Raw genomic sequence first — 16,604 nt, 5'->3', positions numbered from 1 at the left:
AACGAGGGGAAGAACTTGGCACGCAGACGCGGTTTCTTCGCGGAGATTCAACATCAGCAGCGGCTCGCAGATCAGCGAGCCGGACGAGCGCGTCGTGAGCGCGCGGCTGCCCAGGCTGCCATCGAGCGCTCGCGAGCGCAGGCCGAACGGGCTCGGGCGCAAGCGGTACGAGCGGCAGCGGCTTCCGAGCGCGCCTCCGAGGCCGAGCGGAAGCGGGCGGAGCGCGAGGCACAGGCTGCCTACGCCGAGGCGCGCAAGGCTGAGGCCGACGACCAGAACGAGGTACTTCGTCTCACGAACGCGGCCGTCGGAAGCCTTCTCGGGGCGACCCTGAACGTCGACGATCACGTCGATCTGGAGCAGCTCAAGCGGACGGCTCACCATCCGCCCTTCCCGCACCCGGACCTCGAGGTTCCGATCCCGCGGCCGATGCCGCTGGCGTTGCCGCCCGCGCCGATCTGGCAGGAGCCGGCGGCGCCGAAGGGACTGTTCGGAAAGCGCAAGAAGCACGAGGAGCTGAAGCAGGAGGCGTGGGCCGCGTTCCAAGCCCATGGTGCTGAATGGGAGAGGCTTCGTGACTCCCTCCCAGCTCGCCAGGCCGACGCCGATCGCCAGCACGATGCGCTTGAGCACCGCCGTCGAGAGCAACTGGAAGTGGAACGAGGCCGGTACCAAGCCACTTGCGAAGCCCGTCAACGTGAGGTCGACGAGCACAACGCTGAGATCGATGCCTTGATCGCGGGTCTTGGTTACGGAGTCCCTGAAGCTGTCCAGGAGTACCTGGACATCGTTCTTGCAAACTCCGTCTATCCGGAGGACTTCGAGGTTCGGCACGAAGCAACCTTCGACGCAGCGTCCGGTGAGGCGGCCATCCGCGCAGTCGTGCCCGCGCCGGAGCTCCTCCCTGCGGTGAAGGCCTACCGGTGGGTGAAGGCATCGGACGAGATCGTCGGCGCCGCGCTGACAAAGAAGGACCAGAACGAACGGTACGGGGACGCTCTCGCGCAGGTTGCGCTCCGAACGCTGCACGAAGTCTTCGAAGCCGATCGCCGAGGGGTCGTTCGGTCGATAGCGCTCGAGGTCGGGCCCGCGACGAAGGATCCAGCGATCGGACTCGACCGGTTCTTCCCCCTCGTCGCGGTGGGCGCATCGCGCGATCACTTCGTCGAGTTCGACCTGGCATCTGTCGTACCGACCGCAACGCTCCAGCACCTTGGTGCAGCTATCTCAAAGAACCCGATCGCGCTCACCGTTGTCGATCCCGGTGGAGTGCGACGGTCGTGAGCAACCGCCGCTTCAACCCACCTCCGTCCTGGCCGCCGGTTCCCGCGGGCTGGCAACCCCCGACCTCCTGGAGCCCGCCCGCCGATTGGCCGGCGCTTCCGGAAGGTTGGTCACTCTGGATCGAAGACCAGCAGTCGAACCCTGAACGTCGACGTGGGGGCCCGACGCTGCCAGCGCCGCACAACGACGTGGCGGGAATCACCATGGACGTTCCATCGCGGGTCGAGGATGACGGGATCAGTGGTGAGGAACTGATGGTCCTCCTGCCGGTGAAGGATTCGGCACTCAGCAGCTTCGACGACCCCCGAGACGCTCGCATCGCTCAGCTGGAGGCGGAAGTGCGTAGTCTTCGGGCTGACACCTCCGCTGGAGTGAACGTCGCTGTCCCCCTCGACGACCAACAGGTCCTGCAGTCAGTCGGGATATACCGCTACCACCATCCGCTCGAGAACGCAGCCGCGTACAAGGAGCGGCTGGCGGTGATCGAGGCAACCGTCGCCGCGCTCGTCCGCGACGGCCGAGCGATTCACCGTTCCAACATGTTCACGTTCGACAACTCGCTCGCCAAGGGACGCAAGATGAGCGACGACCTGTCGAAATTGATGTTGCGCGCGTACAACGCCGAGGCGGACAGTGCTGTCCGGGCGCTCCGTGCAGGTAACGTCGAAACGGCAAAGCGTCGCCTGGAGAAGTCGCGGGATGCCATTGCTCGCCTGGGCGCGATGATGGAAATGCAGATCGCTCAGGAGTATCACGACCTTCGCATCGAGGAGGTTGAGCTGACGTCGGACTGGCTGATGCGGAAGCAGGAAGAGCGGGAGCGAGAGCGGGACGAACGTGCTCGACTGCGCGAAGAGAAGCGGGTACAGCAAGAGCTCGAGGCGGAACGCGAACGGCTCGACAAGGAGCGTGCCCTCATCGAGCAGACGCTCGAGCGGCTACGGGCGAACGGCGAATCCGACCCCGTCCTTGAGGCGCGGTTGGGCCAGATCGACGTGGCAATCGAGCAGAACGACTTCCGAGCTGCGAACATCCGAGCTGGGTACGTGTACGTCATTTCGAACCGGGGGGCGTTCGGGCCGGACGTCGTGAAGATCGGGCTGACGCGCCGCCTGGAACCGGCTGACCGGGTGCATGAGCTCGGCGGAGCTTCTGTACCGTTCCGATTCGACGTGCACACGATCTACTTCTCCGAGGACGCAGTCTCCTTGGAGACCGAACTTCATCGGCACTTCGCGGCGCGCGCACTCAACCAGGCGAACCCACGGAAGGAGTTTTTCTTCGCCAGCCCGGCAGAGGTGCGAGAGGTCCTCGCGGAGAAGGTGGGGGCGCTCCTAGAGTTCCGCGAAGATGCCGAGGCAACCGAATACCTACAGTCGGTCGGCGCTTGGCCGGACCGCGCTGCGCTGTCTGCCTGAACCAGTCTGACGTCCTGCCAGTTCTCGCGTGCAAAGGGTGGTGGTGCTGGCTGCCGATCACCGGAGTTGACGTGATCGGCTCGTCGGTGGAGTAGAACGTGTCGGATCCGCCGGAGTAACCCGACGCGTTCTGCGCTACGGCAGTCGATTCGTGCTGGTGAAGTGCCCGGGAGGTGATCGCTGGACGACGCGGGATGACGGCCGGACTCGCACCGGGCCTCCCGGTCGATGCATGCTGGGACGCATGGCTGACGACGAACAGGACCCGGTCGGCACGCTCCGCGGGGTCCGCACGAGCATCAAGTGGACGCGCTACGCGCCCGACGTGCTGCCCCTGTTCGTCGCCGAGATGGACCACGACGTGGCGCCGGCGATCCGGCAGGCACTGGTCGAGCGGGTGCAGCAGTCCGACCTCGGGTACCTGGACGGCCCCGGGCCGCTCGCGCCGGCGTTCGCGCAGTTCGCGCGCGACCGGTGGGGCTGGGCGGTCGACCCGGAGCGTGTGCACCTGGCGACGGACGTCAGCGTGGGGATCGTCGAGTCGCTCCGGCTCGCGCTGCCCGAGGGCGGACGCGTCGCGATCACCCCGCCGGTGTACCCGCCGTTCTTCGAGCTCGTCGAGGAAGCACGATGTCAGGTCGAGGAGGTTCCGCTGACCGAGCAGTGGGGCGTCTACCGGCTCGACCTCGCCGGGCTCGAGCGCGCCTTCGCCGACGGCGTCCGGGTGTTCCTGCTCTGCAACCCGCACAACCCGATGGGACTCGTGCACGACCGGGCCGACCTCGAGGCGCTCGCCGAGCTGGCGGCACGGTACGACGTGCTCGTCGTCAGCGACGAGATCCACGCGCCGCTCACGCACCCGGGCGTCCGCTTCACCCCGTTCGCGATGGTCGCCGAGCAGCACGGCGCCCGCAGCGTCTGCGTGACGAGCGCGAGCAAGGGCTGGAACCTCGCCGGCGTGAAGTGCTCCGTCATGGTCGCGGGGGACGACCGGACCGCGGCGCTCCTCGACACGCTGTGGGAGGAGGTCGCCTGCCGCACGAGCATCCTCGGGCTGCACGCGAACCTCGCCGCGTTCACCCTCGCGACGGACTGGCTCGACGACGTCGTCGCCCGCATCGTCGCGAACGAGCGGCTGCTCGGCGCCCTGCTCGCCGAGCACCTGCCCGGGGTGGTCTACACGCGGCCGCGGGCCGGCTACCTCGCATGGCTCGACTTCCGGGGGATCGGCCTCGGCGACGACCCCGCGGTGCCGCTCCGTGAGCACGCGTACGTGGCGCTGAACTCCGGGCTCGGCTTCGGCGCCCAGGGGCGGGGGTTCGCGCGGCTCAACCTGGCGTGCTCGCCGGAGACCCTGCGCGAGGCCGTGCACCGCATCGCGGCGGCCTACCCGTCGAGCGCGCAGGAGGGACTGGTCTGGCACGTCGCCTGAGCGGTCGGTCGCGCTCGGACGAGTCTCGCGCCCAGCGACCCGTCCCGGGCCCGGGCGCGCGAGGGACGTCGCGCAGCTCGAGCCTCACCGCGGGAGGACGCTCGCGGAGGAGCGCCGCGACGGCGTCAGTCGGACAGCTCGTCGACGTACTGGTTGCGGCCGACGACGCGGATGCGCAGGTCGTCGTCGCGGTCCATCGCGAGGAACTCCCGTGCGACCGGACCGACGGAGGACCAGCGGAGCACCTCGGTGATCGGGGTCCCCTCGATGAACACCTGCCACACGCCGCGCTCACGGACGGCCTGCACCTCGTACGTCGCCATGCGGCGAGCGTACCGGCTCACTGCAGGCGCTTCTCGTACCACCGCATGGTCGGGACGGTCCCGTCCGGCTTCGCCCAGTCCGCGGGAGACCGGTGGGTCAGCCGCCAGCCGCGGCGTTCGTACAGCCGCCACGCGCCGGGGGTCTCCTCGGTCACGTCGAGCCGCAGGACCGGTGACGCCGCGGAGGCCTCGGCCGCCGCCAGCAGGGCGTCGGCGACGCCCTGCCCACGGTGGTCCGGGTGGACGACGAGTCGGGTGACCAGCGGTGCCGCGGCCGCGGCGGGAGCGGCCAGTCCGACGTGACCGACCACGCTGCCCGACGACCACGCGGTCCACGCCGAGCGGTGCCCGGGCGGGGTCAGCCACGCGACCGGATCGTCGGGCCAGTGCGCCGGGAAGCCGTCCTCGTCGTGCGTGCGCCGGAGCACCCGGACCAGGTGCTCCAGCTCGTCGTCGCGGCGCGGTCGGATGTGCACGAACGTGACGCTACCGGGTCGGGGTCAGACCAGGTCGAGCACCATGTGGACGTCCGCGCGGGCGTACGGGCTCGGCGCGATCTCGTCGTGTGCGAGGTGCCGGAAGCCGAACGCCTCGTACAGGTGCACGGCGCTCGCCAGGGCACTGTTGCTCTCGAGCGCGACCCGCTGCGCGCCGAGGGACCGGGCGCGGTCGAGTGCTGCGGCGATGAGCTTCCGTCCGGTGCCGTGCCCCTGGTGCACCGGCGAGACCGCCATCTTGACGAGTTCGAACACGCGCTCGCCCACGGGCATGATCCCGATGCAGCCGATGACCTCGTGGTCGAGCCGCGCGACGAACACCGCACCGCCGGGCTCGATGATGCGGCCGACCGGATCGCCGAGGATCGCGCGGTCCTCGTCCTCGAGCGTGAAGTACTGCTCGATCCACGCCTCGTTGAGGGTGCGGAACGCCGTGGCGTCGGCGGCGGTCTCGAACTCGGCGATGGTCAGCGTGGGCGTCTCGGGCACGGATCCATCCTCGACCAGGGATCTGATCGCGTCCAATACTCGTTCCCGCTCATCGATAGGCTGCGTGCATGGATGTCGACCTGCGGCAGCTCCGGGCGTTCCTCGCCGTCGCCGACGAGCTGCACTTCGGGCGGGCCGCCGAACGGCTGCGCATCGCCCAGCCCGCGCTCTCGCAGCAGATCCGACGGACCGAGCGTGACCTCGGGGTGGACCTGTTCGTCCGCACCTCGCGCAGCGTCGCGCTCACCGCCGCCGGTCGGGTGCTGCAGGGCCGTGCACGCTCGCTGCTCGACCAGGCAGCGCGCGACGTGGACGAGGTCGTGCGGGTCGGACGCGGTGAGGCCGGACGGCTGGACGTCGGGTTCGTCGTCTCGGCGTTGCCCCTCGGTCCGATCGAGCGCGTGCAGGCCTTCCGGCAGCGGTACCCGCTCGTCCGCGTCGAACTCACCGAGGGCTACTCGTCGACGCTGCTCGCCCGCATCGTCCGCGGCGAGCTCGACCTGGCGGTCCTGCGCGACCCCGACCCGGACCCCGCCGTGCGGTTCCTGCCGTTCCGCTCCGAGCCCTTCGTCGCGGCGGTCCCGCACGGGCACCGGCTCGCGGAGCGGGTGTCGATCCGCGGCATCGAACTGGTCGACGATCCGTTCGTGTTCTTCCCGGCGATCGCCGGTGCGGTCGCGACCGAACGCAACCTCGCGCCCGTGGTCGTCGAAGGACGGCGACCCGAGGTCGTGCAGGAGGCCACGACGTGGGCCACCGTGCTCCACCTGGTCGGAGCGGGGCTCGGTGTGACGATCGCCCCGGAGAGCGCGACCCTCGCGGCACCCGACACCGTCGTCCTGCTCCCGCTGCAGGACGACCCGCACCGCAGCGAGCTGGTCTGGGCGGTCCGCGTCGACGACGACCGCGAGATCCTCCGCAACTTCATCGCGGCTACCGAGCCCTGAGCTGTGCCCCGCCACAGCACCGAGCCCGCTCCAGGGCGGCGTCAGCGAGCGCAGACGGACCGGACGTGCAGGCTGATGCCCTCGGCCGTGCCGCGGATGTCCGCGCTCGCGACGCCGTGCGGTGTCGGGTCGTCGGCGGTCCACAGGTCGAGTCCCGACCCCCGGCCGCTCATCGTCAGTCCCGCGGCCGTCCACGTCGCCGTGACCCGGTCGAACGGCACCTGCGCGTCCCGGTAGCGGGTGAAGACCGGGACGACGGTGGACGCGACGGCCCGCGTCCCCTGCTCGTTCCCGAGTGCCTCCCGTCCCACCGCGCACGGTTCGATCGTCGTCGTCACCTCGGCGGCGACACCGGTGCGCTCCACGGACCGCGCCGCGAAGGACCGCACGGCCTCGGTCTCGGCGGTGACGTCGGCCGGTGCCCACGGCAGGGCCGGCGCCTCGAGGTCCTGCGGCTCCGGGGACCCGAGGGGGAGTCCGAGCAGCCCCTCGGTCGTGGCCTCGGCACTGCCCGGGCCCGTCAGCGAGAACGCGGTGCGCGGGGCGGTCCCGGCCTCGGCGGCCTCGTCGGGTGTCGTGGCGAGCACCGCGGCGGTGGCGGCCGGGTCCGGTACGGTCGCGCGCAGGGAAGGCCGTGCCGGTCCGCCGTCCACGCTGCGGTCGTAGCGCGTCCCGGCCTCGGAGCGGACGTCCCGGGCACCGACCCGGTCGAGCACGCCCAGCACGGCCTGTCCGGGCTGCAGCGCGTCGACCTCGACGGAGGAGTCGCCCGACTCCACGGTCACGGAGCGTCCACCGGCATCCGCGCGGACCCGGCGCACGGTGTCGGTCCAGGACGGCAGACCCACGGCGGTCACCCGCGTCGCGTACCGATCTGCACGGACAGCGTGGACGAACGACTCGGTCCGCAGGCGCTCCGCCACGTCGACCAGTCCCGCGTCGAGCGGGTCGACGACCCCCGCCGCCCGGTCGTCGCCGGCCGGCACCGAGAGGTCGATGACGAGTGTCGTGCCGGGCACGGGGCGGGCCCCTCGAGCAGACGCCGTGCTCCGCACCGCAGCCGCCACACCGAGGTCGCTCGACCGCGCCTGCACGGTGACGTCGGCGAGCCAGTCGGTCGGGTGGTCCTTCTCGTCGACCTGGCGCACGTCGCCTTCTGCACCGGCCACGTCGGGCAGCGTCCGGAGGTCGTCGAGCAGCGCGCCGAGGGCATCCTCGGACCCCTTCGGCGGCGGGGTCTCGAGGAACCCCCTGGTGCACCCGCCGAGCAGGATCGTCGTCAGCAGGGCGAGGAGGACGGCGAGTGCGGTCGGTCGTGCGGTGGTCACGGCACCGACCCTAGGAACGCCGGGCCGACGGCAGCGCTCGGCCGCGACGTGGTGTGCCCGAGGACACACGGTCGCTCACCCGAGCGGCAGCACCGGTGCGCGCTGGTCGCCGAGTTCGTCCTCGTGCCACGGCCGCGCACCGCGGAGCGTCAGTCCGAGCTGCACCAGGACGAACGCCACGTGCGGCTCGACGTCCGGGTCCCACGGCCCCTCGACCCCGAGGCCGAGCGCGCCGAGCTCGTCGTCCGCCTCGTCGCGGATGCTGAGGCGCCAGCGCCCGTCGCCCTGTTCCTCGACGACGGCCCACCGCGCGGTGGCGAACCGGCTCACGCGGTCTTCGCCACGTCCTCGGTGAAGTTCCGCACGCGCCCGAGCAGGGCCTCGCCGCGCATCGCGATCGTCGCGGGCGGGTTGAGGTGAGGCGGCGCCGTCCGGATGAGCATCGAGCAGCCGAGGTCCTCGCAGATGTAGGACCCGATGGTGTTGCCGTTCCGGCCGGACTCACCGGCGCGGGCGGCGGAGAACAGGCGGACCTGCGTCGCCGGCTGCGGGGAGTGGCAGAACGAGCACATCGCGGCGATGCCCGGGCGGAGCGAACCGCCGGCGGAGCGGACGACGATGCCGACCGGGCGGTCGTCGATCCACGACACGATGTAGCCGCGTCGGGCGGCCTGCGGGTCGCGCCAGCCGAGGAACTCGCGCTCGTCCCACAGCATCTCGTGCAACCCCGGGATGGGGAGCTGCTCGAGCTCGTCCGGGGTGGCGTTCACGAACGACGAACGGATGTCTGCTTCGGTCAGTGGCTTCACGGTGCCTGCCACCCTATGCCTCGCCCCCGACAGGCGTGACCGGTGGGCTCAGCGCAGCCGGGAGGCACGGATCGCCCCGAGCGCGCTCGTCCCGTCCGCCACGAGCACCGCCCGGCGCAGGGCGTCGCGTCCGACGCGTCGGGCCGCCGCGTCGTCGGCGGCGAACTCGACGAGGACGCGCGTCGAGCGCGCCATGGCGCGCGCCCCGGGAACCCACGGGACCGCACGCTCGATCGACTCGGCGACCGCGACGGCCACCGCGTGGCGCTGCGTCAGGTGGGCGCGCTCGTGGGCGACCACGGCCTCCAGTTCGTCGGTCCGCAGCAGGTCGGCGAGCCCGGTGCTCACGAGCACACCGCCGGACCGACCGGGGACCGCGCAGGCGAGCGCGTGGTCCGCCTCGACCAGGGCGACGGTGGTGCCGTCGATCCGTCGGTGCGGAGCGGTGCCCGACCGCATGGCCTGCCGTACGGCCTCGTGCTCGGCGCCGGGACGGACCCGGACCGCGACGACGAACGCTGCCACGCCGAGGAGTGCGACGCCGAGGTTCAGGCCGTGCGTCGGGGACTCGGTGAGCCGGAAGGGGTCGAGCGGCCGGTCGGCCGCGACGACGAGGGCGACCCCGACGACGAAGCCGACCACGCCGAGCAGGACCGCGACGGACCACGAGACCAGCGCCGTGCGTGGGTGGTCGATCGTCCAGGCGGACCGGGTCAGGACGCGCGGGGCGACCACCACGACGACGAGGGCGAGGGCGATGAGGGCGACTCCGACGACGACCACTGCTCGGTTCCGGTCAGGAGCGGGCTCGGGCGTCGAGGGCGCGGCGCAGGACGTCGAGGTCGTCCGAGGCGAGCGATCCGGTGAACTGGAGCAGCGCGGCCTCGCGGTCCGACGCGGCGGCCAGCGCGTTCGACATCAGCGATGCCGTCTGCTGCTCACGGCTGTGCACGGCGCGGAAGGTCAGCGGGGCCTCGGCGTGCTCCTGCCGCTCGACCTGGCCCTTGCGTCCCAGGCGGTCGAGCACGGTCAGCACCGTGGTGAGCGCCGGACGCGGCTCCGGGAAGGCGTCCAGCACCTGCCGTGCCGTGCACCCGTCCACGACGCCGCGGTCGGCCGCAGCGCGCAGGGTCTCGAGGACCGCCTGCTCGAGCTGCCCACGGGGGCGCGATCGCTGTCCTGCCATCCCCGCATTCTACGAGACGTCGAAGGGGCGACCACGACACATGCCGGAAACGCGGGGTCGGTATGCTCGGGCCTGCACAACTCAACACCGGCCGCACACCCGCCGCGGGAGAGCCGAGCGCACGCGCACGGCACCGAAGGAGCAACCTCCCCGTCAATCTCTCAGGTCCCACACCGCAGCGGACAGGCCACTCTGAAAAGCAGACACGCGTCCCCGCCGGGCCCGCGCGGCGTCTCGCCCACGGTGAAAGCCGCCGGACCTCACGGGCCGCGGTGAAACTCTCAGGCCCATGACAGAGGGGGAGTTCCCACCCGACGACGGCCGTCGGGTCCTGCCGATGTCAGGAGAACTCCGTCATGCGTTCCTCCCCACTCGAGTCCGCCCACGAGGCTGCGGGCGCCACCTTCACCGACTTCGCCGGGTACCGGATGCCCGTGCGGTACTCGTCCGACCTCGCCGAGCACCACGCCGTCCGTCAGGCCGCGGGCGTCTTCGACCTGTCGCACATGGCCGAGGTCGGCGTCGTCGGCCCCGACGCCGTGCCGTTCCTCGACCACGCGCTCGCCGGGTCCTTCGGCGCGATGCCCGTCGGTCGCGCGAAGTACTCGCTGCTCCTCGCCGAGGACGGCGGGATCCTCGACGACCTCGTGGTCTACCGCACCGGCGAGGACGTCTTCCTCGTCGTGGCGAACGCCGCGAACCGCTCCGTCGCGGTCGACGCGCTCGTCGCGCGCTCGGGCGGCCACGACGTCGAGGTCACCGACGACTCGGACACCACCGCCCTCGTGGCGATCCAGGGTCCGGCCGCCGCAGGGACGCTCGACGCCCTGGTCGTCGCGGACCGCCTGCAGCCGGAGACCCCGCTCGACGAACTCCGGTACTACCGCGTGCTGCACGCGCTGTTCGACGGCGCCGAGGTCCTCGTCGCCCGGACCGGCTACACCGGCGAGGACGGCTTCGAGATCTACAGCGACACCGACGTCGCGTCGTCGATCTGGGACGCCCTGCTCGAGACCGGCGCCGACCGCGGTGTCGTGCCCGCCGGGCTCGCCGCGCGGGACACCCTGCGGCTCGAGGCCGGGATGCCGCTCTACGGGCACGAACTGTCGACCGAGGTGCGACCCGCCCAGGCCGGTCTCGGTCGTGTCGTCGCGACCTCGGGCTCGTTCGTGGGGGACGCCGGCGTGGCGCCCGCCCCCGGTGCCCGCGTGCTCGTCGGCCTCGTGACCGAGGGACGCCGTGCGCCCCGCGCCGGGTACGACGTCGTGCACGACGGGCAGGTCGTCGGCACCGTCACGTCCGGGGCGCTCTCGCCGACGTTGGGACACCCCGTCGCCATGGCCTTCGTCGATCCGACCGTGGCCGGCGAGGGACAGCTCCTGCACATCGACGTGCGCGGGACCGCGATCCCCAGCACCGTCACCCCCTTCCCCTTCTACCGCCGCACTCCGAGAGGCTGATCCCGTGACCGACCAGACCGCACTGCAGTACACCGCCGACCACGAGTGGATCCTCGTCGAGGGCGACACCGTGACCGTCGGCATCACCGACCACGCCGCCGAGCAGCTCGGGGACGTCGTCTACGTCGAGCTCCCCGCCGTCGGTACCACCACGACCGCCGGCGAGCAGATGGGCGAGATCGAGTCGACCAAGAGCGTCGGCGAGCTCTTCGCCCCGATCGAGGGCGAGGTCGTCGCGATCAACGACGCCGTGGTCGACGCCCCCGACACCGTCAACCAGGACCCGTTCGGCGCCGGCTGGCTCGTGAAGCTCAAGGTCGAGGGCACCTCCTTCCCCGAGGACCTGATGGACCACGACGCGTACCGGGCGTCCCTCGCATGACCGGCGCGCAGCAGAACCTCCAGACGTCCTTCGCCGACCGGCACATCGGCACGACGAGCGCCGACCAGCAGGTCATGCTCGACGTGGTCGGGCAGCCGTCCCTCGACGCCCTCGTCCGCGCGGCGATCCCGGAGTCGATCCACGCCGCGCCCACCACCGACACGGTCGTCCCCGCGGCCGTCGGTGAGACCGAGGCGCTCGCCGAGCTCCGCGCGAAGGCCGGGCGGAACACCGTCCGTCGCGCCATGATCGGCCTCGGCTACCACGGCACCCACACGCCCGCGGTGATCCAGCGGAACGTGCTCGAGAACCCGAGCTGGTACACGGCGTACACGCCCTACCAGCCGGAGATCTCGCAGGGCCGACTCGAGGCGCTCATCAACTTCCAGACGATGGTGTCCGACCTGACCGGCATGGCCACCGCCGGCGCGTCGATGCTCGACGAGGGCACGGCCGTGGTCGAGGGCATGCTCCTGGCCCGTCGTGCGTCGAAGGTGAAGGGCGACGCGTTCCTGGTGGACGCCGACCTGCTGCCGCAGACCCGCGCGCTGCTCGACCACCGTGCCGACGCGGTCGGGATCGCCCTGCGCGAGTTCGACGCGGCGACCGGGCCCAGCGACGACGACCTGGACGGCGCCTTCGGCGTGATCGTGCAGTACCCCGGTGCCTCCGGGCGCGTGGTCGACCCCTCGACGACCATCGAGCGCGTGCACGCCGGTGGCGGCATCGCCGTGGTCGCGGCCGACCTGCTCGCGATGACGCTCCTGGCGAGCCCGGGCGACCTGGGTGCCGACGTCGCCGTGGGCACGAGCCAGCGCTTCGGCGTCCCGCTCGGCTTCGGCGGCCCGCACGCCGGGTACCTCGCGGTCCGTGCCGGTCTGGAGCGGCAGCTGCCCGGCCGGCTCGTCGGCGTCTCCTTCGACGCCGACGGACAGATGGCCTACCGGCTGAGCCTGCAGACGCGTGAGCAGCACATCCGTCGCGAGAAGGCCACGAGCAACATCTGCACCGCGCAGGTCCTGCTCGCCGTGATGGCCTCGATGTACGCGGTCTACCACGGCCCCGAGGGGCTGCGCTTCATCGCGGACCGCGTGGCCCGGACGACCTCGGCGCTCGCCGACGTCGCCCGTGCGGCGGGGCTCGAGGTCGTGCACGAGCACTGGTTCGACACCCTGACCCTGCGGGCTCCCGGGCGCGCGGCAGCGATCGTCGACGCCGCGCGCGACGCCGACCGCCTGCTCCACCTGATCGACGCCGACACCCTCCAGCTGTCGGTGGACGAGACGACCACACCCGAGGACGTGACGGCGCTCGCCGACGTGTTCGGGGCGGTGGACGTGACCGTCCCGTCGACCGAGGGCGCCGTGCGCGACGCGGCCACGGGCCTCCCGTCCGACCTGCTGCGCAGCAGCGAGTACCTGACGCACCCCGTGTTCAGCGCGCACCGCAGTGAGACCCGCATGATGCGGTACCTCAAGCACCTGGCCGACAAGGACTACGCGCTCGACCGCGGCATGATCCCGCTCGGCAGCTGCACCATGAAGCTCAACGCGGCGACCGAGATGGCGGCGGTCACCTGGCCCGAGTTCGCGAACATGCACCCGTTCGCCCCGCGCGAGGACGTCGAGGGGTACCTCGACATGATCGGCGACCTGGAGACCTGGCTGGCCGAGGTCACCGGGTACGACACGGTCTCGTTGCAGCCGAACGCCGGCAGCCAGGGCGAGCTCGCGGGGCTGCTCGCGATCCGGGGCTACCACCGGTCCCGCGGTGACGTCGACCGCACGGTGTGCCTCATCCCGTCGAGCGCTCACGGCACGAACGCCGCGTCCGCCGTCCTCGCCGGCATGAAGGTCGTCGTCGTGGCCTGCGACGAGGACGGCAACGTCGACCTCGCCGACCTCCGTGCCAAGACCGCGCAGCACGCCGACACCCTCGCCGCGCTGATGATCACCTACCCCTCGACGCACGGCGTGTACGAGCACGACGTCCGCGACGTCTGCGACGCCGTGCACGAGGCCGGTGGCCAGGTGTACGTCGATGGTGCCAACCTCAACGCACTGCTCGGGCACGCCCGGTTCGGCGACTTCGGCGGCGACGTCTCGCACCTCAACCTGCACAAGACGTTCTGCATCCCGCACGGCGGCGGCGGCCCCGGCGTCGGCCCGGTCGCGGCGAAGGCGCACCTCGCGCCCTTCCTGCCGGCGCACGCCTTCGCCCAGGACCCGGACCGGCGACCCGGATCGACCTCGGACGGGCGACTCGCCCACGCCGGTGGGCCGGTCTCCGCAGCGCCCTACGGCAGCCCGAGCATCCTGCCGATCACCTGGACCTACGTCCGGATGATGGGACTCGAGGGCCTCACCCGGGCGACCGAGGCCGCGGTCCTCGGTGCGAACTACATCGCCGCGCGGCTCCGTGACGCGTTCCCCGTGCTCTACACGGGGGAGTCGGGGCTCGTCGCCCACGAGTGCATCCTCGACCTGCGCGCCCTGCGCGAGTCGTCCGGCATCACGGTCGACGACGTCGCGAAGCGCCTGGTGGACTACGGTTTCCACGCCCCGACGATGTCGTTCCCGGTCGCCGGGACGCTCATGGTCGAACCGACCGAGAGCGAGGACCTCGCCGAGCTCGACCGCTTCGTCGACGCGATGCTGGCCATCCGTGCCGAAGCGGCAGCCGTCGAGCGGGGGGAGTGGCCGGCGGACGACAACCCGCTCGTGCACGCCCCGCACACCGCGGCGTCCGCGATCTCGGGGGAGTGGACGCACCCGTACACGCGGGAGCAGGCCGTCTACCCCGTCCCCGGGATCAGTGCGCGGAAGTACTGGCCACCGGTCCGCCGGATCGACCAGGCGTACGGCGACCGGAACCTGGTCTGCGCGTGCCCGCCGATCGAGGCGTTCGCCTGATCGGGCCCGCCGCCCGTGTCACACGGCGACGGTCCCACCCCTGAGCGCGTAGCGTGTGCCCTGTCCGGAGATCCGGGCAGGGCACACGTGCGCCAGGGGGTGTGCGCCGACGGTTCCGGACAGCGGGATGTCGGAGCGCTCCACCTCCGTCCGAGGGCTGCTCGGCTAGCCCATCGCTGTGCGCTCGTGCAACAACTTCGTTGCAGAAGCAACAAACCCGCTCGCGCCTCGTCAGGGCGACCGAATCTTGCATCCTTCCGCAACGATCCTGCAACTTGGTTTCCGGTTTGTAACCGATGGCCGCAGGGTTTGGTCGGCGGTCCGAGCACTGCCTACAGTGCAAGGACAAACGCGCCCGGCAGCACCTCTGTGCCTGGCGCGTCCCATGCACCAGGAGGAACCTTGATCAAGAAGCGCGCTGGGCTCTCTGCCCTCGCCGTGCTCGGGGCCACAGCAATCGCCCTGACCGGCTGCTCCAGCAACGGAAGCGGCAACGGCGGTGACTCGGGCTCGACGAACGCGTCCGGGATCGTCACCACGAACGGCTCCGAGCCCCAGAACCCGCTCATCCCCTCGAACTCCACCGAGACCGGTGGCGGCAAGATCATCACGTCGATCTTCGAGGGCCTCGTCTCGTACGACGCCGACGGCAAGCCGGTGAACGAGGTCGCGAAGAGCATCGACACCGATGACTCCAAGACCTACGACATCACGCTGAACACGGGCTACACCTTCACCAACGGCGAGAAGGTCACGGCCGAGTCGTTCACGAAGGCGTGGAACTGGGCTGCCCAGAAGTCGAACGCGCAGGGCGCGAGCTACTTCTTCGAGAACATCGAGGGCTACGACGCCGACAAGGACTCGGAGCTCACCGGGCTCAAGGTCAAGAGCGACGACGAGTTCACCGTCACGCTGAAGTCGGCGCAGTCGGACTTCCCGCTGTCGCTCGGTTACTCGGCCTTCATGCCGCTCCCCTCGGCGTTCTACGACGACACCAAGGCGTTCGGCGAGAACCCGATCGGCAACGGCCCGTACAAGCTCGACGGCAAGGGTGCGTGGACGCACAACCAGTCGATCAAGCTCGTCACCAACGAGGACTACGCCGGCAAGCGCAAGCCGAAGAACGGTGGTCTGACGATCACGTTCTACACCTCGCAGGACACCGCCTACGCGGACGTGCAGGGTGGCAACCTCGACGTGCTCGACGCGATCCCGGACAGCGCCTTCCAGACCTACAAGTCGGACTTCCCCGACTCGAACGCGAACCAGGCCGCGGCGATCTTCCAGGGCTTCTACCTGCCCTACTACCTCGACCACTGGAAGGGCGAGGAGGGCAAGCTCCGTCGCGAGGCCCTGTCGATGGCGGTCAACCGCAAGCAGATCACCGACAAGATCTTCGACGGCACCCGCACCCCGGCCAAGGACTTCACGTCCCCGGTCATCAGCGGCTGGAACGGCGACCTCAAGGGCTCCGACGTCCTCGACTACAACCCGGACGAGGCGAAGAAGCTCTGGGCGCAGGCCAACGAGATGTCGCCGTACGACGAGACGCTCACCATCGCCTACAACGCCGACGGCGGGCACGAGGCATGGGTGACCGCGGTCACCAACTCGATCTCGAACACGCTCGACATCAAGGCCGAGGGCAAGGCGATCCCGACGTTCCAGGAGGCGCTCGACGCCCAGACGCAGGACAAGCTCACGGGCGGTAGCCGCACCGGTTGGCAGGCCGACTACCCGTCGCTGTACAACTTCCTCGGCCCGACCATGGGTGAGGGCTCGTCCAGCAACTACGCGCGCTACGACTCGGCCGAGTACAACGAGCTGCTCGCCAAGGGCCGTTCCGCCTCGACCGTCGAAGAGGGCAACAAGTACTTCGACCAGGCCCAGGAGCTCCTGTTCCAGGACCTGCCGGAGATCCCGCTGTGGTACTCCAACGTGACCGGCGTCTGGTCGGCCGACAACGTGAAGAACGTCAAGTTCGGTTGGGACTCCGTGCCGCTGTACTACGACATCGAGGTCACCAAGTAACACCGGTGTCACCGCGGTCGAGCACCGCGGAGACACATCGCGAGCAGGTATCCTGCTCCGCGGCCACCGGACGGGGGTCCGGAGACCACACGGTCTCCGGGCCCCC

16 protein-coding genes and 1 riboswitch are annotated in these 16,604 nt (G+C 70.8%); of the genes, 8 read left to right on the top strand and 8 right to left on the bottom strand.

From position 1 onward, the window contains the following. Positions 1–15: 15 nt before the first annotated feature. From M3677_RS04570 to M3677_RS04560, 3 genes are all read left to right on the top strand, one after another. Positions 16–1,284, top strand: a complete 1,269-nt coding sequence (locus tag M3677_RS04570; protein WP_251159894.1) for a hypothetical protein — start codon at positions 16–18, stop codon at positions 1,282–1,284. Continuing rightward, complete coding sequence (locus M3677_RS18325; protein WP_251159893.1) at positions 1,281–2,702, top strand: DUF4041 domain-containing protein; 1,422 nt, start codon at positions 1,281–1,283, stop codon at positions 2,700–2,702. The genes M3677_RS04570 and M3677_RS18325 overlap by 4 nt, the downstream gene beginning before the upstream one ends. A gap of 244 nt (positions 2,703–2,946) precedes the next feature. Further along, positions 2,947–4,134 (top strand): MalY/PatB family protein, encoded by a 1,188-nt coding sequence (locus tag M3677_RS04560; RefSeq protein WP_251159892.1) that lies wholly within the window; start codon positions 2,947–2,949, stop codon positions 4,132–4,134. Between the two features lie 125 nt (positions 4,135–4,259). Here the strand turns inward: M3677_RS04560 and M3677_RS04555 are convergent, their stop codons facing one another. Genes M3677_RS04555 through M3677_RS04545 form a run of 3 tightly spaced genes read right to left on the bottom strand, consistent with a single transcriptional unit; the run spans position 4,260 to position 5,443 of the window. Continuing rightward, positions 4,260–4,457 (bottom strand): hypothetical protein, encoded by a 198-nt coding sequence (locus M3677_RS04555; protein ID WP_209683687.1) that lies wholly within the window; start codon positions 4,455–4,457, stop codon positions 4,260–4,262. 17 nt (positions 4,458–4,474) lie between these two features. Further along, positions 4,475–4,933 (bottom strand): GNAT family N-acetyltransferase, encoded by a 459-nt coding sequence (locus M3677_RS04550; RefSeq protein WP_251159891.1) that lies wholly within the window; start codon positions 4,931–4,933, stop codon positions 4,475–4,477. Positions 4,934–4,957: 24 nt separating this feature from the next. After that, positions 4,958–5,443, bottom strand: coding sequence for a GNAT family N-acetyltransferase (locus tag M3677_RS04545; protein WP_251159890.1), 486 nt, complete (start codon positions 5,441–5,443; stop codon positions 4,958–4,960). A gap of 68 nt (positions 5,444–5,511) precedes the next feature. On the opposite strand from M3677_RS04545, the gene M3677_RS04540 reads away from it, so the two are divergent. Next, a complete protein-coding gene (locus tag M3677_RS04540) occupies positions 5,512–6,390 on the top strand; it encodes a LysR substrate-binding domain-containing protein (protein WP_251159889.1) in 879 nt (292 codons plus the stop codon). A 41-nt stretch (positions 6,391–6,431) separates the two neighbouring features. On the opposite strand, the gene M3677_RS04535 is transcribed toward M3677_RS04540, so the two are convergent. The 5 genes from M3677_RS04535 to M3677_RS04515 all read right to left on the bottom strand — a co-directional run bounded on the left by M3677_RS04535 (position 6,432) and on the right by M3677_RS04515 (position 9,713). Then, the gene (locus tag M3677_RS04535; protein ID WP_251159888.1) at positions 6,432–7,718 is read right to left on the bottom strand and encodes a hypothetical protein; all 1,287 of its coding nucleotides are present in this window, start codon (positions 7,716–7,718) and stop codon (positions 6,432–6,434) included. Between the two features lie 75 nt (positions 7,719–7,793). Continuing rightward, complete coding sequence (locus tag M3677_RS04530; protein ID WP_209683676.1) at positions 7,794–8,048, bottom strand: hypothetical protein; 255 nt, start codon at positions 8,046–8,048, stop codon at positions 7,794–7,796. After that, a complete protein-coding gene (locus tag M3677_RS04525; protein WP_081985224.1) occupies positions 8,045–8,527 on the bottom strand; it encodes an FBP domain-containing protein in 483 nt (160 codons plus the stop codon). The genes M3677_RS04530 and M3677_RS04525 overlap by 4 nt, the downstream gene beginning before the upstream one ends. 48 nt (positions 8,528–8,575) lie before the next feature. After that, positions 8,576–9,310 carry a M56 family metallopeptidase gene (locus M3677_RS04520; protein WP_251159887.1) on the bottom strand — a complete coding sequence of 245 codons (735 nt, stop codon included), beginning with the start codon at positions 9,308–9,310 and terminating at the stop codon, positions 8,576–8,578. Between the two features lie 13 nt (positions 9,311–9,323). Continuing rightward, complete coding sequence (locus M3677_RS04515; RefSeq protein ID WP_066652757.1) at positions 9,324–9,713, bottom strand: BlaI/MecI/CopY family transcriptional regulator; 390 nt, start codon at positions 9,711–9,713, stop codon at positions 9,324–9,326. Positions 9,714–9,808: 95 nt separating this feature from the next. Beyond that, positions 9,809–9,899: riboswitch (glycine riboswitch) on the top strand. 170 nt (positions 9,900–10,069) lie between these two features. Between M3677_RS04515 and gcvT the strand changes: the two genes are divergently transcribed. The 4 genes from gcvT to M3677_RS04495 all read left to right on the top strand — a co-directional run bounded on the left by gcvT (position 10,070) and on the right by M3677_RS04495 (position 16,498). Further along, positions 10,070–11,173 carry a glycine cleavage system aminomethyltransferase GcvT gene (gene gcvT / locus M3677_RS04510; RefSeq protein ID WP_251159886.1) on the top strand — a complete coding sequence of 368 codons (1,104 nt, stop codon included), beginning with the start codon at positions 10,070–10,072 and terminating at the stop codon, positions 11,171–11,173. Positions 11,174–11,177: 4 nt separating this feature from the next. Beyond that, positions 11,178–11,555, top strand: coding sequence for a glycine cleavage system protein GcvH (gene gcvH / locus M3677_RS04505; protein ID WP_066652768.1), 378 nt, complete (start codon positions 11,178–11,180; stop codon positions 11,553–11,555). Continuing rightward, positions 11,552–14,467, top strand: coding sequence for an aminomethyl-transferring glycine dehydrogenase (gene gcvP, locus M3677_RS04500; RefSeq protein ID WP_251159885.1), 2,916 nt, complete (start codon positions 11,552–11,554; stop codon positions 14,465–14,467). The genes gcvH and gcvP overlap by 4 nt, the downstream gene beginning before the upstream one ends. 402 nt (positions 14,468–14,869) lie before the next feature. Next, positions 14,870–16,498, top strand: a complete 1,629-nt coding sequence (locus M3677_RS04495; protein WP_251159884.1) for an ABC transporter substrate-binding protein — start codon at positions 14,870–14,872, stop codon at positions 16,496–16,498. Positions 16,499–16,604 lie beyond the last annotated feature (106 nt).

The organism is Curtobacterium sp. P97 (assembly GCF_023712445.1).
Classification (GTDB): Bacteria; Actinomycetota; Actinomycetes; order Actinomycetales; family Microbacteriaceae; genus Curtobacterium.
Note: the sequence above shows the minus strand (reverse complement) of the source record. Positions and strands in the feature narration are given on the sequence as shown.